Genomic DNA, 21,049 nt, shown 5'->3' on the forward strand with positions numbered 1-21,049 from the left:
ATGCATAAGGGCTCGACGGAGGGCTCGGTTGTCGAACTGTTGTCCCAGCAGAACCCCATTCTCGACGACGCGGTCGCGACCGAATGCAACATGGGCGCTTCCCACCGCCACATGATCCGCACCGGCCTGCCGTCCGTCGCCTGGGGCCGCCTCTACCAGGGCGTTCCGCAGTCCAAGGCGACCATGCAGCAGGTCGACGACACCACAGGCTTCGTCGAGGCCATGTCGGGCGTCGACGTGCGCCTGTTGAAACTCGCGCCCGATCCGGCCAAGGAGCGGCTGACCTCGGCGGCACCCTTCATGGAGGCGATGAACCAGGAGGTGGCGACCGGCATCTTCTACCACAATACCGAGACGACGCCGAGAAGTTCAAGGGCTTGTCCGCCCGCTACAGCAGCTATTCCGACACGCGCGGCACCATCGCCAACCAGGTGGTGAACGGCGGCGGCACCGGCAGCGACAACACCTCGATCTGGTTCGTCACCTGGGGCGACCACGCCACCTCGCTGCTCTATCCCAAGGGCACCAAGGCCGGCGTCAGCCACGAGGACAAGGGCGAGCAGCGCGTGCTCGACGAAAGCGGCCAGCCCTATTTCCGCAAGGAAGACTACTGGTGCTGGCATGTCGGCATGTTTGTCAAGGACTGGCGCTACAACGCCCGCGTCGCCAATATCGACGTCTCCAACATGCTCGCCGGCAGCGTCGATCTCTGGGCGCTGATGCGCAAGGCCTATTACCGCCTGCAGTCGCGCCGCCGCGACGGCGTCGCCAGCCGCATCGCGATCTACATGAACCGCGACGTGCTCGAAATCCTCGACGTGCAGTCGAGCGACCGAAGCCTGCTGGCGGCCAACCCGAACTATACCGGGCTGACGCACATGACCGTCGAGGGCAAGGAAGTTCGCGCCTATCGCGGCATTCCGATCCGCGAGACCGACGCCATCCTCAACACCGAGGCGGCAGTGCCGGCCGCGGTGTAACGCGGCCCGGCCGCGGTGTAACGGCGGCCTGATCGGCTTAGGCCCGTCGCCGATGGCGGCGGCGGGCAGTTCCCTTCAAGACGAGAGGCATTTCAGATGATTTTCGACAAGCAGAGCCTGCTTTCCGATGCGCAGGCGATCACCGCCGATGCGGCGAGCACCAATGTGATCAACCTCGGCCCGATCGCCACCGGCATCGTTCGCAACATCGGCAAGGGCAAGAAGATCCCGCTTTCGATCCAGGTGGTCGAGGCGTTCAACAACCTGACCTCGCTCGAGGTGAAGGTGCAGGTCGACGACAACGAAGCCTTCGCGACGCCGAAGCAGGTCGGCACGACAGGCGCGCTTGCGCTCGCCGATCTCGCGCTCGGCAAGCGGCTCAACATCGACGTGATCCCGCGTGACGCCGACGAGCGCTTCTTCCGCCTCTTCTACGACCTGACGGGAACGGCGCCGACATCAGGCAAGATCACCGCCGGCGTGGTCGCGGCTTCGGAGTAACCGGCCATGGTGACGGTGATCGCAAATGAAAGGGGCTATTTCGACGGGGAGCTGCGCGACATCGGCGCCGCCTTCGTCGTGCCCGACGCGCTCTGGAACGACGAGGAGAGGCGACCGAAATGGGCAAGGCTTGCCCCGCAGGGGGCAGGCGGCGCCAGGGTCGTCAGGCCGAAAGGCGGTGAGGCCGATGGTGCGGCCGAAATCCCTGAGGACTGGCAGGGCCTGAGCGCGGCCGAACGCAAGGCGCTGGCGAAGGCGATCTCCGGCGAGCCGGCGCCGAATGTCAAGGAAGCGGACGGCGTGATCGCGGCCGAGGTCGAGCGGCGTGCGGCCGCGGCAGATTTGGGCGGCGATGCGCCGACAGAGGTTGCCGTGCCGGGGAATGGTCTGCAGGAGGCGCTCGGCCTGCAGCAGCCCGATTGGGTGGTGCCTGCCGGGTGAAAGACTGACGGGGAGGGCGCAAGCTCTCCCTCTGACCGGTGGCCCCGCCGTCTGGTCTTCGTTTGTTCTGATCGGCTTGTACCCCAAGCATCTGCTTCCGTTCGAAAGGGCAGCAGATCCTCGGCACAAGGCCGAGGATGACGCCGAGAGAACATTGGGAGGGCGCTTGGCCCTTCCTTCTGCACTCCAGATATGAAGCATCATCATGGCCGAGATTTTCAATGAGCAGCGTGTGGCCGGCGTGCATATCGTTCCCGATGGGACTGTGCTGCACAATGGGCAGCGCGTGGTGGGTATCCGCGAAGCCGAGAGCGGCGTGCTGTTTACCGAGGGCCGGCGGGTGCTCGGCGTCAGCGTGCTCTCCGGCAGCGAAGTCATCTACAACGAGCAGGTCGTGATCGGCGTGGTGATCATTGCGGACGGGCGTACGCTCTATAACGGGATGCCGGTCGTGCCGGTCAGCGGCAGCGGGCATCCACCCTGGATGGCCGATACGAACCGCTACATGCCGGCGGCGACCCGGGTGGAGTGGCCGGGCGGTTTTACGCAGACCTATGCGGCTGGCCTCAATTATCAGGCTTCGGAACTTTACTTCGGGTCTCCCGACTATCCCACCAACAGCTTCCTGATCCCCTTCGTCGGCTTCGGTGTCCAGCAGGGCAACAACTCGCCGCAGGAGACCATCAATCCGAACGCGGATATGCTGATCGACGAAGTGTTCTTCCTGCATCCTGACGGCAACGAATATCCGGTGCTGTTCGGCGGGCTTGCCGCAGCGACGGCGACGGCGGCGACCGGCATCGTCTGGGGGCAGGTGATGCTGCCGGCGGATCTGCCGCGACGTTCCCTTTTCGGCATCCGCACGGCCTGGCACGGCACGGTCGGCAACACCTATCTTGGCGGCTACCGCGTTCAGCGTCATCGCGGCGAGAAATATTGGGCGGCGGGCGACCTGGCATCCGTGCGGGCGCTGGCGGCGGCCGATGCGCCGAGCACGCCGGACCGGGACCCCGACGGTTTCTACAATACGGTCGGCAATGTCAGCAACTCGCAGCCGCTGGCCTATGGCCCGGCGCTGATCTTCGCCAAGGGATGGGACGGACGGCCGGTGCCGCTCGTGCTTTCCGACAGCCTCGTCGAGCGCCAGGAGATCGCCGCATCGGCGGATGCGCGCGGCAATATGGGCGTCTGGCGCCGCTGGCTCGACGTGCCCGATCCGGTCTGGGGCGAAACCATGCCGCTGATCATGGGCGTGCCAGGCGCGAAATCGCAGCTGGAGCTGACGGGCTCGGGCAGCACGATCGCGACACTGCGCTGGGGACTGATCGACATCGTCAAGAACACCTATAATGGCGGCCTCAATCCCTGGACTTTCGTCTTCGACCAGTCGGGGCGCAACGACAACAATGCAACGGCCAGCACCTGGGCCAATTTCAAGTTCGGCCTCATCGACCGCGTGAAGACCAGATATGGCGCCGGTACGCACGTGGTCGGTTTGACCCTCTGGCCCACCATGACGTCAACGGATGGCGGTCGAACGGCGACTGCCTACAGCGTCCCCATTCTCTGGAATGGTGTGAGCGGCACCCTCAAGGCCGTCAACGACGCCATCAAGGCGTCCTCCCGCTATGCAAGGGTTATCGACGTGTTCGGTGCGTTCACGACCGATGCGGATCCATCCAAGGCACCGGCATCCGAGATGTTTCCGCTCGGCAAGGTGATCGGCCATCCGGGAAATCAGGACGGGGTGACGACCTGGGACACGATCAAGATGCCGTCGGGGATACCCCGCGGCGCTGTGGTCATCTTCGAATATCAGCCGGGTCTCTGGGCCGGGCGGACCGTCCTCAGTGAGGTCGTCAACGGCGACGGCACATCGAACTACAAGGTGCTGGAGATATTCGCGACGAACGTGCAGGACAACGCCACCCTCTATGGCAAGGCCATGAACCTTGACTCCGGCACCGGCACCACAACGCACGTTCATCCGTTGCTCTACACCATCCTCAGGACAGTGAGCCGCATCCCCCAGTCGGAGAAGATGAAATTCTATCCGGCGTGAGTCAGGAGGCGCTAGAACAGGACGATTTAGGCCCGGTCGGCCCGAATCGTCCTGTTCTACATTAAGAGAGCGTGATGTCGTCCGAAACCGTTTACACTTTTCGGCATCATGCTCTAGGCGTGCCGTCCGCCAGCCATCAGGTGAAGCTGATGTTCGTCGTGGACGCCCTGGCGGTAAAGCTCGATGATGAGGGCGCCGATCTTTTCGGCTTTCTCGCTCCCCCTGTCGATATCAAGCTCGATGCAGAGAGCTTCATGAACGCGCCGGCAAACGTCGAGATCCGCGGAGGCGAGCGGTTCGTCGCGTGTGCTGAACAGCTTGTCTGACATCGGCTGGCCCTTTTCGATGTCGGTGAATCGCTGTTGAGAAAGATAATTTCGCGACGTTTCTTCTGCAAGATGGACGAAGGCCCGAATCTCGCAACAGTGAAAACGCTTGAAATGAAGGACGCGAGCGATCGAGACGGACCGGCGGGACGCCGGCGCGTCGATCTCGCGGCCGCAGAGCGTGGGGATCTATTTCGCCTCGGGAGACTTGCCGCCTTCGCGCGACAGGCGCAATTCTTTCAGCCTTCGCGTCTTCTCCCGGCGGGCCCGCTGCTCCGCCTCGATGGTTTCCTTGGCGGCTCGCTCGGTATTTTCGAAACGATCCTGCCGATAAGCCTTTGATGAGGGTTCACGTTCTCTTTTCATGGGCGTGAAACGCGAACCGGCGGAAACGGTTTCATGGAAAATGCCGAAAGCGGCCGGCGATCTCGTGATCTTTTGGGCGGAAGCGGGCTTTGGCGGCGGGAACCGCCGAGTTTAAGCCGTGAAGCCGGGCGCCTTGCCGGCGCCCGGATTTTGCGATGATCAGCCCTTGATGAAGGCCAGCAGATCGGCGTTGATGACCTCGGCGTTGATGGTGCACATGCCATGCGAGAATTTCTCGTAGACCTTCAGCGTGGCGTTTTGCAGGAGCTTGGACGAGAGCAGGGCGGAATCGGCGATCGGGACGATCTGGTCGTCGTCGCCGTGCATGACGAAGGTCGGCACGGTGATGATCTTCAGGTCCTCGGTAAAATCGGTTTCCGAGAAGGCCTTGATGCCGTCGTAATGGGCCTTGGCGCCGCCCATCATGCCCTGGCGCCACCAATTGTCGATCACCGGTTCCGACACGTTCGCGCCGGGACGGTTGAAGCCGTAGAAGGGGCCGGCCGGGAGATCGCGGTAGAATTGCGCGCGGTCGGCGGCGAGCTGGCTGCGCAGGCCGTCGAAGACTTCGATCGGCAGGCCGCCCGGATTGGCTTCGGTCTTGACCATCAGCGGCGGCACGGCGCCGATGATCACCAGCTTGGCGACGCGGCCCTGGGGCTGGCCGTGACGGGCGACATAATGCGTCGCCTCGCCGCCGCCGGTGGAATGGCCGACATGGATGGCGTTGCGCAGATCGAGATGCTCGACGACGGCGGCTGCGTCCGCCGCGTAATGATCCATATCGTGGCCGTCTCCGACCTGGGTGGAGCGGCCGTGGCCGCGGCGGTCATGGGCGACGACGCGATAGCCCTTGTGCAGGAAGAACAGCATCTGGGCGTCCCAATCGTCGGAGCTCAGCGGCCAGCCGTGATGGAACATGATCGGCTGGGCGCTCTTTGACCCCCAATCCTTATAGAAGATCTCGACGCCGTCCTTGGTGGTGACTGTGCTCATGGCATGGCTCCCTTGGTTGGTTGGATTGATGCAGGCGGAAGTCTGCGCCGTCACCGGCGCAATCGGGCAAGATCATGGGCGCAGGTGAAAGATTGCGCCGGATGCTGATGTACGTATCTAATCCGGCTTTCTACCGAATTGATATGACAGATTTCCATAAGCGACCGCGCAGATAAGTAAAGCTACGGAGGTCACAGTCAGGGCGTTCTTGGGGTGGGGTCTTGCCGCGCGCCCGCCTCGTCCTTCGAGGCCCCTTGCGGGGCACCTCAGGATGAGGCTCTCTTGAGCCGTCGGAGTGGCTCAGTCTGTGCCTATCGTCGAAGCGTTTGGCTTAGGGTGAGGCACTCATGATGGGCTTTTTTTACTCTTCATCCAGCATGTTGCAGCCAACGTGTTGGCGTTCCTGGGTTGCGCCCACGAAGCTCAAGGGATGGACGATGGCAGGAAGGAAACTAGCATGTTGGATCGCGGTAAGTTTAGCCCTGATACTTTCCGTCTCCTCCGCGAAAGCGATGAGCGAGGACCGCCGCAAAATATTTGATGCCGAGGTGATTGACCTGTTGGATAAGGACTGCGCTGCGGCCTGGAAGAAGGTGTGGCGCGATGCGCGCCGAGGCGATCAGCAGGCGCTCGCCGCCGCAGCGAGCATGGTTCTTTTTCGACAACTTATCCCGCCGTCAAGCGTCCCGCTCAAGGAACCTCGGTCGATACTTCGGCACCTGGTTATCAACCTGATGACCCTCTATCTCTATAGCTGGAAGGATTCTTTTATCGAAGAGACATTTCGTAGCGGTTTTTCATGGGATGAATTTGAGGCGCCGACCGAGGGGCTTACACTCTTCGACAACAAAAAAGACCGAGATAACTTTCGAAATGTCAGTCACTGTTTAAAGACACGGAAAGATAAGGATTTCTGTGCTGCGCTTGCAGTTGAGCTGAAGGTCATACCTTCATTCAAGACATATGTTACGATGATAGACAAAGCGCCTCACGCAGCTTTCTGCTTGTCGACGAATGCTCCACGACGGAGCAAGGAAGCTCATAGTATTCCGCTTGGGCCGGGCCTCTATTAGACTTAGGCAATTGTCGCATCGGTACAGCGGGAGGACAGCTTGCGGACCCGAGGCGAGCTCACAACTGCGAACAGAGGCGATCATGAACGTTGGCGGGAGTTTCGCCGCGACAACCATTCCTAGCCTAAGGTCGGTCAACCCAAGGGGCTGACCGACATGACATCCATTATTTCCATCTGCAATCTGGCGCTCGCTTCGATCGGTAAGGACAGCATCAATGCGCTGAGCGAGCCGACGGTGGAGGCGCGGGCCTGCAACCGTTTCTTTGCGCCGGCGCGCGATGCGCTGCTGCAGGCCTATCCCTGGCGCTTTGCCGGCAGGACGCGTTCGCTGGCCGAAATCGTGAACGACCGGCCGGGGGAGTGGGCCTATGCCTATGACCGGCCGGTGGACTGCCTGGCGATCCGCGGCGTTCGTTCGGCGCTCGACGTGACGGGCGAGACTTCGGTGGGCGGCGTCTTTTCCGGTGGCGCGTCCACCGCGGGCGGGCATGCCTATGATGCCGAAGGCGGCGTGATCTATTGCAATATTTCGCCGGCCTATCTCAATTTCACCGAGCGGCTGACCGATCCGACGAAATATACGCCGCTCTTCGTCGATGCGCTCTCCTGGCATCTCGCCGTCAGGCTCGCCATGCCGCTGACGCGCGATCCGCAGGTGCGCGCCGATGCGTTCCAGCTTGCCAACAGCACGCAGGCGCTGGCCCAGACGGCGGACGCCAACGAGGGCTGGGACGGCACGGACGACCAGGACGGGCTGACGGGAGGGCGGGCGAATGGCTGATTTGCGCGCCTACCAGCCGTCCTTCGGCGGCGGCGAACTGTCGCCGGCGCTCTGGGCGCGTGTCGACCAGGTGAAATACGGCAGCGGGCTGAAGACGGCGCTCAACCTCTTCATCAATCCGCATGGCGGCGCCTCGAACCGCGCCGGCCTTGCCTTCATCCGCGAGGTGAAGGCGAGCGCCAACGAGGCGCGGCTGATCCCTTTCCAGTTCAACACCGAGCAATCCTATGTTCTGGAATTCGGCCATCTCTATTTCCGGGTGTTCCGGGACGGCGGGCTCGTTCTATCAGGGGCCACGCCTTACGAGGTGACGACGCCCTACGCGCATAATGCGCTCGACGAACTGGTGTTCGTGCAGGAGGCGGATGTGATGTATATCTGCCATCCCGACTATCCCGTGCGTAAACTGGCGCGCCATGCTGACAACAACTGGACGCTCGACCTCGTGACCTTCGCGCCGAAGATCGCGGCGCCCGTGGGCGTCGGGATTACGACAATCGGCGGGGGAAGCACGCCCTATGGCTATCGCGTCTCGGCCGTCGACAATGAAAGCGGCGAGGAAAGCCTGCCGTCGGCGGCTGTCTTCGCCAACAACGACCTGACGGTGACCGGCCGCAAGAACCGCGTCAGCTGGTCGGCGGTGGCGGGCGCCTCGCGCTATATCGTCTACAAGAACGACAACGGTGTCTATGGCTATATCGGCGGCACGGCCGGTCTTTCCTTCGACGACGACAACATCGCGGCCGATCTCGCCGATACGCCGCAGACGGCGCGCAACCCGTTCAACAGCGCCGGCAATTACCCCCGCTGCGCGACCTTCATCGAGCAGCGATTGGCCTTCGCCTCGACGAAGAACGATCCGCAGGCGGTGTGGCTGTCGCAATCGGCCAATTACGAGAATTTCGGCTATTCCTCGCCTTCCAAGGCGAGCGACGCCGTGACCTTCCGCATTCGCGCCCGGCAGGTGAACGAGATCCGCTCGATGCTGGCGCTGCGCGGGCTGATGCTTTTGACGTCGGGAGCGGAATGGATCGTTAGCGGCGGCTCGCAATCCGATGCGATTTCTCCCTCTTCTATCAAGATCGACAACCAGGGTTATCGCGGGGCGGCCCGGGTGCAGCCGATCGTCATCGGCAATACGGTGCTCTTTGCGCAGGAGCGGGGCGGCGTCATCCGCGACTTCAGCTATGTCTACGCCGAGGACGGCTTCGTTGGCAAAGACCTGACGATCCTTGCCCGCCACCTCTTCGAGAACCGGCGGATCAAGGCCTGGGCCTATGCCCAGGCGCCTTATTCGATCGCCTGGGTCGTGCTCGACAACGGCGCGCTGGTCTCGCTTACCTACCTCAAGGAGCACGACGTCTGGGCCTGGACGCGCCATGAAAGCGGGCCTGACAATGACGCCGTCTTCGAGGATGTCACCGTCATTGCCGAGGGCAATGAGGATGTGCCTTACTTCCTGGTCAAACGCACGATCGGCGGCCAGGCCCGGCGCTACATCGAGCGGCTGCACAGCCGCGTCTTCCAATCGGTCAGCGACGCCTTCTTCGTCGATTGCGGCCTAACCTATAGCGGCGCGCCGACGACCGTGATCGGTGGGCTTGCCCATCTCGAGGGGCAGAAGGTGGTGGCGCTTGCCGACGGCAATGTCGTGCGCAACCTCACCGTCAGCGGCGGCGCGGTGACGCTCGATGTCGCCGCCTCCAAGGTGCATGTCGGCCTGCCGATCGTTTCGGCGCTGCAGACGCTCGATATCGATCTCGGCAATGTCGGCGGGCTCGGCACCGTGCAGGGACGGCAGAAATCGGTGAGCAACGTGACGCTGCGGGTGGAGCAGACGCGCGGCATCTTCATCGGCCCGCGCGACGGCGCGCGCGGCGACGAGCATCTGGTGGAATACAAGCAGCGCTCGACCGAGGATTGGGATGATCCGATCGAGCCGATCACCGGCGATATCTCGCTGACGCCGCAATGGGACTGGGACACGGGCGGCAACATGTGGATCAAGCAGTTCGATCCGCTGCCGATGACCATTCTCGCCATCATGCCGGATATCAGCCTTGGCCGGTGAGATCCTCGTCGTGCCCTTCCGCCCCCTCGATCTGCGAGGGGTCGCCCGGCGCATGCGCAAGGCCGACCGCGACGAGGTGTGGAAAGCCTCCGGCATGACGCCGGTGGAGGCGCTCATCTATTCGCTCCGCAAATCATCGGCTGCCTGGACGGTTTTGATCGACGGGCGGGCCGAGGCGATCTTCGGCGTCGGCGCCATCAGCATCCTCGCCGGTGTCGGCGCGCCGTGGCTGCTCGGAACCGACGCCATCGAACGCCATGCCGCCGGTTTCCTCCGAGGCTCGGTCGAGTGGAGGGATCAACTGTTGCGGCACTATCCCATTCTGAGAAACCTCGTCGACGTCGACAACCGCGTCTCGCTGCGCTGGCTGCGTTGGCTGGGTTTTTCGATCTTCGATCCTATCAGCCTGCGGGGTCATGAATTCCGCCCATTCGAATTGAGGTCCAGCGATGTGTGATATCGGTCTTGCCCTGACGCTCGGCTCGACACTGGTCGGTGCCGCCGGCAGCGTGCAGCAGGGGCAGGCTGCGAAAGCGGCCGGCAAATACAACCAGCAGGTCGCCGAGATGAACGCCGAGCTTTCCGAGCGGCGCGCCCAGGACGCGCTGGAGCGCGGGGCGCAGGAGGAGCAGCGCAAGCGGCAGGAAGTGGCGCGGATCATGGGCGCGCAGACCGCCGCGATGGCGGCGAACGGGCTCGACATCAGCTTCGGCTCGCCGCTCGACACGCTGGTGGATACCGCCACCCTCGGCGAGCTGGACGCCCTGACAATCCGAACCAACGCCTATCGCGAGGCCTATGACTTCCGAGTCGATGCCGTCAATCAGCGGGCGGGCGGCACGCTGGAGCGGATGAAGGGGGATAATGCGGCGAGGGGTGGGTATCTGACGGCGGCAGGCACGATCCTGACTGGGGCTGGCAGGTTCTACGAGGGACTTAACAAACCCACACCGTCCACCACGCCGACCACAGCGAACAAGTGAGGCCGACCCATGGTTACCGTTCCCGAATATCAGAGCAATGTTGCGACGCGGCCGATCTTCCAGAGCAAGCTCGACGTCAAAGCTGACGCTGACAACTTCGGCGCTGCCGTCGGCAGGGGCATGGGGGATTTGGCAAAAGGGCTTGAGAGTCTGGGGACATCGATCTCCAACGTTAAGAAGCAGCGCGAGAGCCAGCAGCAAACATCTAACGGCGACGCGGCCGAACAGAAGGCACCTGATCCCAAGGCGCTCGATAACGTCATGCGCGCCAAGGACCGCGAGACCCAGCTTGCGGCCTGGGACCGCAACGCCCGATACGGCGAGGGCGGGTTCATGACGCTCACTGGCCAGGCGGCAGTCGATGGCCGGGCCGATTACGAGCGGCGGCTGATGGAAAAGCGCAAGGAAATCGGCGCCGGCCTGACGGGCGAGGCGGCGGAGCTCTATGGCCGTGCAGCCGACGCCAGGATCAATGCCTCACTGCAGAGCGCCGTCGTCTATTCCGGCCAGCAGCGCAAGGTCTGGTTTCAGCAGAATGCCGCCCAGCGCGTCGACAGCTTCGCCAGGGATGCGGTGGTGAATTTCACCCGGCCCGATCTGGTGACGAAGAACGTCGCGGCCGGCCTTCTGGAACTGCAGGAGCAGGGGCGGCTGGAAGGCTGGAGCGGCGACACCATGATGGCGCGCGGCAGCGCGTTCGTCTCCGGCGTCCACAGGGATATCACGCTGCGGCTGGCCGAGGACGATCCGATCGCCGCCGACCGCTATCGGAACGACCATGCCGGGCAGATGACCGGCGCCGACAGCGACATGCTGACGGAAGCGCTCGAAGGCGAGATCCGCAACGAGCACTCCAAGCGCAAGGCGGGCGCGATTCTGACCAGGGGCAGGCAGGTTCCTGGACCGGCGGCCGATGCCGTCGGCGATCTCGTGGATGCCGGAGAGCCGGCTGGCCGCACGGTGGCAGATGCCGGGCCGACACGGTTTCGCCAGGCGCTTGCGGCGCGGGCTGCCGGCGGCGGCGCGGAAGCCGTCGACAGGCTGGACGAAAGCTTCGCCACGAACCTTGCGGCGATGATCGAGGATGCGCCGCCCGCCATTCGCGACGGGCTTCAGATCATCGGCAGCGCGAAGGGGGCGGCGAATGCCGTCGATCTCGGCTGGAACGGGCGGCCGCTGAAATCCGGGGCCGGGCCGAGGGAGGTGTTCGACTACATCCATGACAATGCCGCTCGCTACGGCATGTATTTTCCGCTGATCGACGATCCCGAGCAGGCCGCGCCGTTTTCGACGCGCGGCGGCACGGTGGCGCCGCGCGGCAACAAGGTTTCGCCGCGCGCGCTCGGCCCTTCCGCCGACGATATCGACAGGAGCCTTGCCGATATCCGCGACGAGAAGGTCCGTCAGCTCACGCAACGGCGCATCCAGACGACGCTGGAGACGCAGGCGAGGGCCGAGGACGCACGGATCAAGCAGGCCAAGGCCGAACTCTGGCGGGCGATCGACGAAGGCAAGACGCCCGACGACGTGCCGCGGGAGATCCGCCAGGTGGCTGGCATGGAGGCGGTCTCGGCAGCGTGGAACTACATGCAGACGGCCGCGAAAGGTCGGGCGGGGCAGGTGGACGAGGTGCTGCTTTACGATATGCGCAGATATGCTGCGATGGATCCGGATGGATTTGCCGGAATCGATCTCAGCGATTACCGCGGCCGGCTGGGTACTGAGGCATTCCGTGAAATGTCGGAGCTGCAGAACGGCGCGCTGAGCGGGCAGGCAGCGACGAAACGCGAAGGCCTGCAGCTGGCCGACGCCTTCGCGCAATCGCAAAAGCAGCTCGAATCCATCGGCATTACTGCAAATGGCAGGTTCGGCGCCGAGCGGCAGGCCGCGATCCAGCAGGTTGCGCGGTTTCAGAACGCGTTCGCTTCCGAGATCGCGGCCTTCAAGAACGAAAACAACGGCAAGATGCCGAACGAGTTCGATATTGCATCGATCCGCAACAAGCTGCTGCTGCCGCTCGTGCTGCGCGAGCCGGAACCGGTGAAGGAAACCCCCGTGCTTGAGCTGGCCGACTGGGCGGATCTCCCGCCCGAAGCCCGGCAAGCGCTGGCATCCGAACTTTCGCGCGATCTCGGCAGGGAGCCGAACGAGGCGGAGGCGATGGGCTATTACAAGGGGATCGCCTCGCTTCTGGCGCTGGCTGCCGGGGCTGATGGCGGCATCCGCCATTCATGATGCCAACCGTCTCGATTCTAAGCTTGTCTCCCAACAATATTTGGAGACAAGCTATTGGAAACGCTGCCGGAAGCGAAAATACCAACTACGGGCGGGCCTGGGACCAAAGCCGCCGGTGCCGGTGAGCATGCTGAACAGCCCGCGAGCGATCTTCTGCCAGCCGGCGCCGGGGCGGAGGCGACAGCCCGCCCTGTGCCGGAACCAACAAAACCGACTATCCCTCCGCTAGGAACCGACGCTGCCGCTGCGGGTATCGTCATTCGCTCTTCGAATGAAGATCCCGATCAAGTGGCGAGCGATCTCCGCCTTGCTGAGGACTATGCGGGGGCGACGGGCGGTCCGGTGCCACCGCTAGCGCTGGTGAAGCAATATCGCGACAGCTTCCGGCAGACATTGCAGGAGGCGCAAAACGCGAAGATTCTTTCCCAGGCGCCGGTTCTGGCCAACTGGCTGCTTTCCCCCGAAAACACTGCTTTGGCTGGCGATGACGTGGCGACGCTCGCGTATTTCGAACGGCTCGGCGGGCCACCTGGGAACATGGCGAAGGCGGACGGCTCCAGTGTCGGTAGGCCGCCGGCTGCCCAGCCCAACGGGAGCACTCCAGCCCCACCTGAGAAGACGGTCAAACAGGTGCTCTCAGAAGAGGTCGCCGGCGCTAAGGGCAAGAGCAAAGAGGAGATCGTTGCGCTACAGGACCGGATAAATCAGCAGCTGGATCTCCCGCGGGAGGACTTTCTATCGGTACTCCAGGAGGTGCTAGCCGGTGTAAGTACGGGTGAAGAAGCCCTGGCTGTGCTCAATCCGAAGACACCCCAAGCCGCTTTGGAGGTTGCTGAGGCGGCGAAAGCGGTTCCCGGCGGCGCCGTTGGGTCGGTCGGAAAGGCGATGGAAGGTACCGGTCAGGTTCTCGCTTCAGTCACATCAGCGGACTCTGCCTCCCGCACCGCTTTGGCAGCGGCCATTATCGGGATCCACGGTAAAACACTATCTCGAGAACAGGAAAAAGAGCTACGCGATCAGATATGGGCCCAGGGCGAGATCAACCCGAATATTGCGCAATCCGTGGTCAGCGACCTATTAGCCGGCGACGAGACACCGGAAGGCGCCGCGGCAAGGCTTGAGGCTCCTTTTAAAGCACTGGCATTGGCCTTGCAGTCCGGTGGCGCGTCGACCCAGGACTTTGGTGGGCGTCTTTTGAAGGCTCGACCCGGAATGGAGAATAGTGCCGGTCGCAAGTTTGGAGAGGCTTTAGGTTCCATGTTACCGCTGCTTGCCATTACCCTTGCGTCCGGTGGCAGCGCCGCGGTCGCCTATAATGTGGCGCAGAACGCGGGCGACGCAGCCTCAGCGGCCCGTAAGGCTGGCAAGGACGAGCATATGCAGACGATGGCTGCCTATAGCGGCATCGCTCCAGGCCTCTTTGGCAGCATTCCCTTCGGTCGCTGGATTTCCGCTCCTGTCGTGAAAGCAGGCGCCACGGCGTTTCTCAAATATGTCGGCCTGCAAGCAGCGGTTTCGGGAACTCAGAATGTCGGTCAGCAAGCGTTGCAGAACGCAATCGCAAAATATTTCTATGAGCCTGACAAGAGCCTGATGGACGGCGTAGCTGCCAATTTTTCCGCAGGCGCCGCTATCACGGTGATGGAATTGGCCGTTCGCGCGATGATAAAAGGCGCAAAACTCCAAAATAGTCCCGGCAGCCCGCCGCCCGGTGGGGGAACTGCGAGGACGGAAGCGACCGTCGGGGAAATATCAAAAAATGCCCAGGAATCGAATCTGCGTCAACGCGATCCAGAGACATTTCGTCAGTTTGTTGATCAGGCGACGCGGAACACTCCTGCTGAGAGCATTTACGTTCCGGCCGACCAATTCGTTGATTATTTAAAGAAACGAGGGATCGATCAACTCTCGGAAATCGACCGCCTCGGCTGGATCAGCCGCAGCGATCTTGACGCGGCGATCGCCGCCGGCGGAGATCTGAAAATCCCAACGGCGACGTATGCCGCAAAAATTGCCGGCTCCGAACACGACGCTTTCTTTACAGAGAATGCACGGCGGCACCCTGCCGACGTCTCGGCGAAGCAGGCTTCCGATCCTGAGCGGCGCGGGGAGGAACCGCAGAAAGATGCGGAGGATGCCCGCGTCGATCAGCAGGCCCGTGAAGCAGTCGAGGGTACGGCGAAGGATGCTGAAACCGCCCGCGTTAATCGCAAGGCCCGTCGCTTCGTGAAGGAAGCGCCCGGAGATGGCGAGGCCGTGAATGTGGAGGAGCGGGCGCGGCGCGCAGTCGAGGGGGTGGATAAGGACGCCGAGATCGCTCCCGTCAATGGAAAGGCGAGGCGCTATGAGACGAAAACCTCCAGAAACGCCGCATCCGTCGATGTTAATGAGCAAGCGCGGCGCGCTGTGGAGGGCTTCGATAAAGGCGCGGAAGCCGCCCGTGTCAATCGAAAGGCACGGCGCATTTAAAAGAACGCGCCTTGAGGGCCAAAGCCCTCAGTTCCGCCGGGCGGACGCGCTGGGGAGTGACTTTCAGGTCACCCTCCATGCGTTCCGCGTTTTGTTTCCTACGATCTCTTCGAATAGCTTTGCGAAGCTCTCTGCCGGATCGGGCGGCGCGGATAATCGATAGGCGTTGATGTTTCTTTCGCAATATCCACCCCGGCCAGATGGGGAAACAACCATCGGCGCTTATGGTCTTCCTGAAACCCAAGCGAGTGACGGCACATGACGATTTCAAGCACGAACAGCCGGTCCGGTCCCTATCCCGGCAATGCGGTGACCACAGTATTCGACTATGATTTCTTCATCGCCGACGAGCGGCATCTGCTCGTCATCAAGCGGCGCGCCAATGGCGATGAGGAGATCCTGACGCTCGACGCCGACTACAGCGTCTCCGGCGTCGGCAATCCCGAGGGCGGCTCGATCGATACCGCGGCGGGCGGCGCTCCGACTGCCGCGGAAACGATCACCCTGCTGCTCAACGTGCCGTTTACCCAGGAAACGGAACTGGAGAACCAGGGGCCGTTTTCGGCAAAGACGATCGAAACCGCGCTCGATGTCGCCGCCCAGCGCGACCTGCAGCTGAGCGAGCGGCTAGACCGGGCGATCGTCGTCTCTCCGACCTCGACGCCAACGGAGATCGCCGAGCTGATCAACGGCGTCTTGCGGCTGGCCTCGATCATCGAGGCGGTGACGGAACTGGCGGGCGTGGCGCAGAGCATCCCGCCGGCGGCCGATGTCGCGGCTGAGATCGCCACCGTTGCGACGGTTGCGGCGGAGGTGGCCGCCGTTGCGGCAATCGCGGCGCAGACCGTCGCGGTTGCGGGCGTTACGGGGGATGTCGAGACCGTCGCGGCCAATATCGGGGACGTCAGGAATTTCGCCGATGTCTATCTCGGCGCTTCCGTGGTCAATCCCATTCTCAGGGCTGACGGATCGGCGCTGCAGGTGGGCGATCTCTATTTCAACAGCGCGGACCAGGCCATGCGCGTCTATGGCGGCGCCGGCTGGGTGCCGACGGACGGAACCGTGACGGCCGCGAAGATCTCCGATTTGCAAGCCGACAAGGACGCCATCGCAGCCAAGCTCGTCATGCCCGATTTCGTTCGCGGGCTGGTTCCGAACCCGAATGCCGGCGTGCCGCTCACCAGCCTCGATATCAGCGCTGGCGATGCGCGCTTCGGCGGGAAATACATCTCCTTTGCCGGGACCCTGACCAAGAGGCTGAACGCCGCCTGGTCCGCAGGCTCGAACGGCGGCTTCCTCGACACCGGCGCCGTTGCGGCAAGCAAGACCTACCATATCTATGTGCTGCGCAAGCTTGCCGACATCACGGTGGGCGATTTCATCGCGTCGCTTTCGAACGTTTCGTCGGGCGTGACGGTGCCGGCGGGCTGGGAGATTCTGCCGAGCAGCCGGATTGGGTCTTTTTTGACGAATGGCAGTTCGCAAATTGTCGGGTTCAAGCAGTATGGGAGTCGGGTGAAGCTCTTGGGGGCTATCGCTGAGATTAATACGTCGTCACCATTTGATTTTCCTGCTTACAACCCGATTGGCCTCCCTGATGGTATATCGGTGGATGCTCGCATGCTCATACAAGCGCAGGGTGGCAACGGTTCAGCAGTCAATTTTCGGTGCGATACCGAGGAGCACTCGGGCGCGAATGCCGATGCTAGCCTTTATGTCAATGTCATAAGCAATACACGAATCCAGATTGGAGGCAAGGTGCGAACGACAGCCGCCGGCCTATTCTGGGCGCGCTTCGATATTCAAATCGGGACTGGCGACTGTGCTCTGACCAGTCATGGGTGGGATGATTACACAGTACCGAGGATGGGCGGATGAACACGGTCTACATCAGCAGAAACGCAGTGACAGGAAAGCTCAATGGGATCTTCTATGGAAGGCCCGAAAGCTCTTCTGTCGAGACTCTTCCCGAGGAGCATCCGGACGTTCAAGCCTATCTTCACTCTCAGGCTGGCTTCCCCGTGCTTTACAAGTGGCAGCTCTGGCTCGCCGCTCTGGAGTTGGAGCCACCTGTCTACAAGGCCGACATCTTGCAGGCCATTTCCGCCTTGGCCGACAAGACTTCGCAGGAGAAAGAGGCGATCAGGATCATGGTCGAGGATATTCAGGCCTATCACCGGGAGGATCCGCGGATCGACCTCCTTGGCCAAGCCATGCGCATCACCCCTGTCCAGATGGATGATCTTTGGCGCTGGGCTGCGCTTATCCAACCCGCCTCTTGATGCGTCGCCGGATTAACAAGCGGCGCCTATGTGACAGAGGAAATCGGACGGAATAGATTCATGGATCAGCAAGTCAGGGCCGAGATCGAGAAGCTGCACGAAAGGGTGAGCGGATTGAAGGAGCGCGTTCTCAATCTGGAAGCGCAGCAGCCGCATATTAATGCCGCTCTTGCGCGGATCGAGGGAAGCGTCGACAAGCTGGCGAACAGAATCGGGAAGGCGATTTGGGCCGTTCTTACCCCTGTAGTCGTCCTGGCAGTCAGTGCCGCGTTCAAAATTCTCGTATCGGGTTCTGTCGCGCCGTTCGTTCGATAAACACCCGATCGTCAATCCGGTTCGGACATCGATTCCTCATGGATTTCTATCCCCGGACACGCTATTCGATAAATGGGAATTTTTCCCATTTATCGAATAGCGGGATAATTGATGTTTTTGGAATACCTAAACCGTCTTCAGTCCTTTATCGACTTCGTTCCAATTTACCTATTCGAGGCGATTTTCCGCACAAAACCAAAGCCAACGGACTATAACTGGCACAAATACGGTTTGCTTTCCCGACCGAAAGTGCGGCTCGCCAGCGGTGCATGGTCAACGCACGGACAGCTCTGGCGCCGACGAAGACATCAAGATGGCAGATGGGAATACAAGCAGGACCCTGAAACCATGGAAGAGTGGGAAGCGCGTCAGTGGTGACTGGTATCTGCTATGATGATCGTTGCCAGGAAAACAACATTGCGAATAAATAAAATCCGTCGGGCGATTCCTGTTGCGCTCATCTGCGCCTAGCGTTTATTTGCCATAATGGCATCAGTTCAAAGTGCGCAAAGGGTCGAAGGCTTAGACTCCGTCAGGGCGATTGCCGCACTGTCGGTCGTATTTGCTCATCTGCTCGGCCCTTCGATGCCCGGGATTACCAAGTACATTTTTACCGGGCATCCTGCTGTCATTGCTTTCTTCGTTGTTTCAGGCTTCTGTATCCATTATCCGTATCGACAAAGAGAGATGCACGCCCTGCCATTCCTAGCCGGCCGCTTTCTGCGTATCGTGCCTCCGACAATTGTCGCCTTCGCGCTGGCTCAGACGGCGGGGATCAAAACCTACAATGTGGTTGACGGCTACATTCTCTGGTCGGTCGTCTGTGAAGCGATTTATTACTGCCTTTATCCGCTGATCCTGCCGCTGTCGCGCAAGATCGGGTGGTTGCCGATCATCGCAATGTCGATTGCAGCATCCTACGCGGTCGCGATTGGCCATGGATCGGACCAGTACGGCAATGCTCACAAGTACGGACCGCAACTCAACTGGTTGGTCGGTCTTCCGGCATGGCTCATCGGCTGTTATCTTGCTGAGCATTTTGATCGATGGAGAATGCCTGGACCCTTACTTTTCTGGCGCTTTGCAACTGCGGTTACCGCTTCCGTTCTCTACTGGGCAACACTCAATACGCCAGCGGGGTTTTATTTGACGATGACGCCCTTCGCCGTTTTGGCAGCCTGCTGGATGCTTTCGGAAATTAACGCGGCCGAGGAATTTGGCGCCGTGAGGCCTCTCGAAACCATTGGGGCCGCGTGTTTTTCGATCTATCTGATGCATGTGGTTGCAGCCGCTGCAGTTGCGAAATTTGTTGCGACTGATCCTCTCCTAGTATGCCCGCTGGCTTTGGCTTTGATTTATCCGTTCTATCGTTACATCGAAAAGCCGTCGCATTCTGCTGCGCGGAGCATAAAGAAGATGCTTATCATGAAATATTATGCGGTGGCAGCGCCAATTGAAAAAGATGTTGACGATGCTGCCGTTGAGCGTGTCGATACCGCTTCCGTTCATGACGCGCACGCGATCGAGAAGCACGAAAAGGGCTTTACCGTCTGACCTAACTCCTAGGCGTGATCCTCTTCACGTCACCGGTTTGACCTGTGCGTTCGATATAGATTTCCAGCCGCTTTCTCCGAATAAGCCACGGCCTATCGGCCCACGCTGCGACAACATCTCCGCCAATCTGGCGCTATGCATATTCAGTCTCTCGCGATCCCGTCGGAATCAAATTGTTGTGACGCCCTAGTTCAAGACTCAACTTTTCTGGGATGAAATGGAAGGCGGCCCAAGGAGACATCCGATATGACAAGCGTCCTCATTCGTATTGCCCTTCGTTATCTCGCCGCCGCGCTGGTGGCGAGAGGCCTCTTCTCGCCAGAGATCGGAGGGTTGCTCTCGAGCGATCCCGATATTTCCATGATGCTCGAAATCGCGGCCGGCGCCCTCATCGGTCTCTGTGCTGAAACCTGGTATTATCTTGCCAGCCGGTTGGGGTGGGCGCGATGAGCTGGCTTGCGAAGCTTCTGTTTGGCGGTGCCATGGAGATGTTTACCACGCCGCTGCTTTCGGCATGGAAGGCGAAGCTCGAGGCTGACAGCGATGAGAAGCGCCTGGCTGCAGAGCAGGCGATCAAGGGTATAGAGGCTGCCCGCGATATCGCCGTTGCCGAGGCTGCCGACCGCTGGAGCGCGACGCGGGTCGGGCGTTGGCTGATCGTGGTTCCCTTCGGCATCTGGTGGGCGTCAATCTATCTCGTCCAGATCGTCAATCCGTGGTTCGGGCTTCATCTCATTGTAATCGATGTTCCTCCGGACATTCATAGCATGGCGCTGGTGCTGGTTCCCGCCATTGTGATTGGCGACGCAGGTGCGTTGATTGCACGACGGCTTGGCAGGTGATGCCGATCAGATGGGTCACACTCTTGGCGATCCTAAGACCGGTACTTTACCACCTTTGCCGGGGAGCCGACCGCAATCGCATATTCCGGAATGTCGGAGGTGACGACGGAGTTTGCGCCTATAACGGCGCCTTTTCCGATTGTGACGTTCATCAGTACTCTGGCGCCTACGCCGATCCAGACATCGTCGCCGATTTCTACGAACCCTATCTCTGCCTTTTGCAGCCTTATCGGCGTATCTCGGCGGACGCCGTGGCTGTGGTCGATGATCTGCACATCGGAACCGATCAGGACGTCGCTGCCGATTGAAATTCGGTTTTTTGCGGTGATGATGTTTCTCCGGCCGATGACGGTATTGTTGCCGATGAAGACCTTAGGCTCCGGCATGGTCAGCTGAAAAAATGAGTAGTCCTGAATCGTGACGTTTTCACCGACCTCGAGGATTGCGTGGTCCACCATCCTAAACTCGACGCTGCTTTTGACGACAAGGTTCTTGCCGGCGGAGGTGAAATAGCGGAACCGCTTATAGGCCGTCACAAGCCGCTGAACCAATCCACCGCGATTTCTATAAGATGCCCGATCTGCAGCCATAGCGCCTCCACACAGGTGGCCTTATCAGCGGCTGTGCTGGTATTCAAGGCACAGGCAGGCAGGTCTGAAAGTTAGGAACAGAAGTCGGCGCGCCAAACGCGTTGAACGGGAGGGCGCCCGCAAAGGCACAGACCTGTCCCTCACTTGAACCCAACCCATACCCCAACCATCTAATCCTCA

General features: G+C 61.3%; 21 protein-coding genes and 1 pseudogene. 18 read left to right on the top strand and 4 right to left on the bottom strand.

What is annotated here, in order from left to right; genetic code table 11:
* The 4 genes and pseudogenes from ATY77_RS33450 (at position 1) to ATY77_RS13540 (ending at position 3,984) form a co-directional block, all read left to right on the top strand.
* A pseudogene (locus tag ATY77_RS33450) lies at positions 1-980 on the top strand (major capsid protein).
* Positions 981-1,076: 96 nt separating this feature from the next.
* Positions 1,077-1,481, top strand: coding sequence for a Bbp16 family capsid cement protein (locus ATY77_RS13530; RefSeq protein ID WP_088687749.1), 405 nt, complete (start codon positions 1,077-1,079; stop codon positions 1,479-1,481).
* A 6-nt stretch (positions 1,482-1,487) separates the two neighbouring features.
* The gene (locus ATY77_RS13535; protein WP_088687750.1) at positions 1,488-1,922 is read left to right on the top strand and encodes a hypothetical protein; all 435 of its coding nucleotides are present in this window, start codon (positions 1,488-1,490) and stop codon (positions 1,920-1,922) included.
* Between the two features lie 442 nt (positions 1,923-2,364).
* Positions 2,365-3,984: a hypothetical protein gene (locus ATY77_RS13540; protein ID WP_088687789.1), complete on the top strand. Its 1,620-nt coding sequence runs from the start codon at positions 2,365-2,367 to the stop codon at positions 3,982-3,984.
* Between the two features lie 113 nt (positions 3,985-4,097).
* On the opposite strand, the gene ATY77_RS33175 is transcribed toward ATY77_RS13540, so the two are convergent.
* From ATY77_RS33175 to ATY77_RS13555, 3 genes are all read right to left on the bottom strand, one after another.
* On the bottom strand, positions 4,098-4,313 hold the full coding sequence (locus ATY77_RS33175) for a hypothetical protein (RefSeq protein WP_088687751.1): 216 nt from the start codon (positions 4,311-4,313) through the stop codon (positions 4,098-4,100).
* Between the two features lie 186 nt (positions 4,314-4,499).
* Positions 4,500-4,676 (bottom strand): hypothetical protein, encoded by a 177-nt coding sequence (locus ATY77_RS13550; RefSeq protein WP_190233585.1) that lies wholly within the window; start codon positions 4,674-4,676, stop codon positions 4,500-4,502.
* A gap of 159 nt (positions 4,677-4,835) precedes the next feature.
* Positions 4,836-5,672: an alpha/beta hydrolase gene (locus tag ATY77_RS13555; protein WP_088687753.1), complete on the bottom strand. Its 837-nt coding sequence runs from the start codon at positions 5,670-5,672 to the stop codon at positions 4,836-4,838.
* Positions 5,673-6,019: 347 nt separating this feature from the next.
* Here ATY77_RS13555 and ATY77_RS13560 point away from each other — a divergent pair, with 347 nt between their 5' ends.
* From ATY77_RS13560 to ATY77_RS13620, 14 genes are all read left to right on the top strand, one after another.
* Entirely contained in the window at positions 6,020-6,745 is a 726-nt protein-coding gene (locus tag ATY77_RS13560; protein WP_088687754.1) for a hypothetical protein, read from the top strand.
* 156 nt (positions 6,746-6,901) lie between these two features.
* Positions 6,902-7,528, top strand: coding sequence for a hypothetical protein (locus ATY77_RS13565; protein ID WP_088687755.1), 627 nt, complete (start codon positions 6,902-6,904; stop codon positions 7,526-7,528).
* Positions 7,521-9,599, top strand: a complete 2,079-nt coding sequence (locus ATY77_RS13570) for a hypothetical protein (protein WP_088687756.1) — start codon at positions 7,521-7,523, stop codon at positions 9,597-9,599. The genes ATY77_RS13565 and ATY77_RS13570 overlap by 8 nt, the downstream gene beginning before the upstream one ends.
* Positions 9,589-10,056, top strand: coding sequence for a hypothetical protein (locus ATY77_RS13575; protein ID WP_088687757.1), 468 nt, complete (start codon positions 9,589-9,591; stop codon positions 10,054-10,056). The genes ATY77_RS13570 and ATY77_RS13575 overlap by 11 nt, the downstream gene beginning before the upstream one ends.
* Positions 10,049-10,582: a hypothetical protein gene (locus tag ATY77_RS13580; protein ID WP_088687758.1), complete on the top strand. Its 534-nt coding sequence runs from the start codon at positions 10,049-10,051 to the stop codon at positions 10,580-10,582. The genes ATY77_RS13575 and ATY77_RS13580 overlap by 8 nt, the downstream gene beginning before the upstream one ends.
* A gap of 9 nt (positions 10,583-10,591) precedes the next feature.
* The gene (locus ATY77_RS13585; protein WP_088687759.1) at positions 10,592-12,817 is read left to right on the top strand and encodes a hypothetical protein; all 2,226 of its coding nucleotides are present in this window, start codon (positions 10,592-10,594) and stop codon (positions 12,815-12,817) included.
* 54 nt (positions 12,818-12,871) lie between these two features.
* A complete protein-coding gene (locus ATY77_RS13590) occupies positions 12,872-15,286 on the top strand; it encodes a hypothetical protein (RefSeq protein WP_088687760.1) in 2,415 nt (804 codons plus the stop codon).
* Positions 15,287-15,544: 258 nt separating this feature from the next.
* The gene (locus ATY77_RS13595; protein WP_088687761.1) at positions 15,545-17,164 is read left to right on the top strand and encodes a hypothetical protein; all 1,620 of its coding nucleotides are present in this window, start codon (positions 15,545-15,547) and stop codon (positions 17,162-17,164) included.
* Entirely contained in the window at positions 17,161-17,568 is a 408-nt protein-coding gene (locus ATY77_RS13600) for a hypothetical protein (RefSeq protein WP_088687762.1), read from the top strand. Before ATY77_RS13595 ends, ATY77_RS13600 begins: the two co-directional genes overlap by 4 nt.
* Before the next feature lie 60 nt (positions 17,569-17,628).
* Positions 17,629-17,883: a hypothetical protein gene (locus ATY77_RS13605; protein WP_088687763.1), complete on the top strand. Its 255-nt coding sequence runs from the start codon at positions 17,629-17,631 to the stop codon at positions 17,881-17,883.
* 111 nt (positions 17,884-17,994) lie between these two features.
* The gene (locus ATY77_RS32490; protein ID WP_141103930.1) at positions 17,995-18,261 is read left to right on the top strand and encodes a hypothetical protein; all 267 of its coding nucleotides are present in this window, start codon (positions 17,995-17,997) and stop codon (positions 18,259-18,261) included.
* Positions 18,262-18,369: 108 nt separating this feature from the next.
* The gene (locus tag ATY77_RS13610; protein WP_088687764.1) at positions 18,370-19,437 is read left to right on the top strand and encodes an acyltransferase; all 1,068 of its coding nucleotides are present in this window, start codon (positions 18,370-18,372) and stop codon (positions 19,435-19,437) included.
* Positions 19,438-19,683: 246 nt separating this feature from the next.
* On the top strand, positions 19,684-19,887 hold the full coding sequence (locus tag ATY77_RS13615; RefSeq protein WP_088687765.1) for a hypothetical protein: 204 nt from the start codon (positions 19,684-19,686) through the stop codon (positions 19,885-19,887).
* Positions 19,884-20,279, top strand: coding sequence for a hypothetical protein (locus ATY77_RS13620; protein ID WP_088687790.1), 396 nt, complete (start codon positions 19,884-19,886; stop codon positions 20,277-20,279). Before ATY77_RS13615 ends, ATY77_RS13620 begins: the two co-directional genes overlap by 4 nt.
* Positions 20,280-20,311: 32 nt before the next feature.
* On the opposite strand, the gene ATY77_RS13625 is transcribed toward ATY77_RS13620, so the two are convergent.
* On the bottom strand, positions 20,312-20,869 hold the full coding sequence (locus tag ATY77_RS13625) for an acyltransferase (protein WP_088687766.1): 558 nt from the start codon (positions 20,867-20,869) through the stop codon (positions 20,312-20,314).
* Positions 20,870-21,049: the final 180 nt, after the last annotated feature.

Source organism: Rhizobium sp. R634 (assembly GCF_002211305.1).
Lineage (GTDB): Bacteria > Pseudomonadota > Alphaproteobacteria > Rhizobiales > Rhizobiaceae > Rhizobium.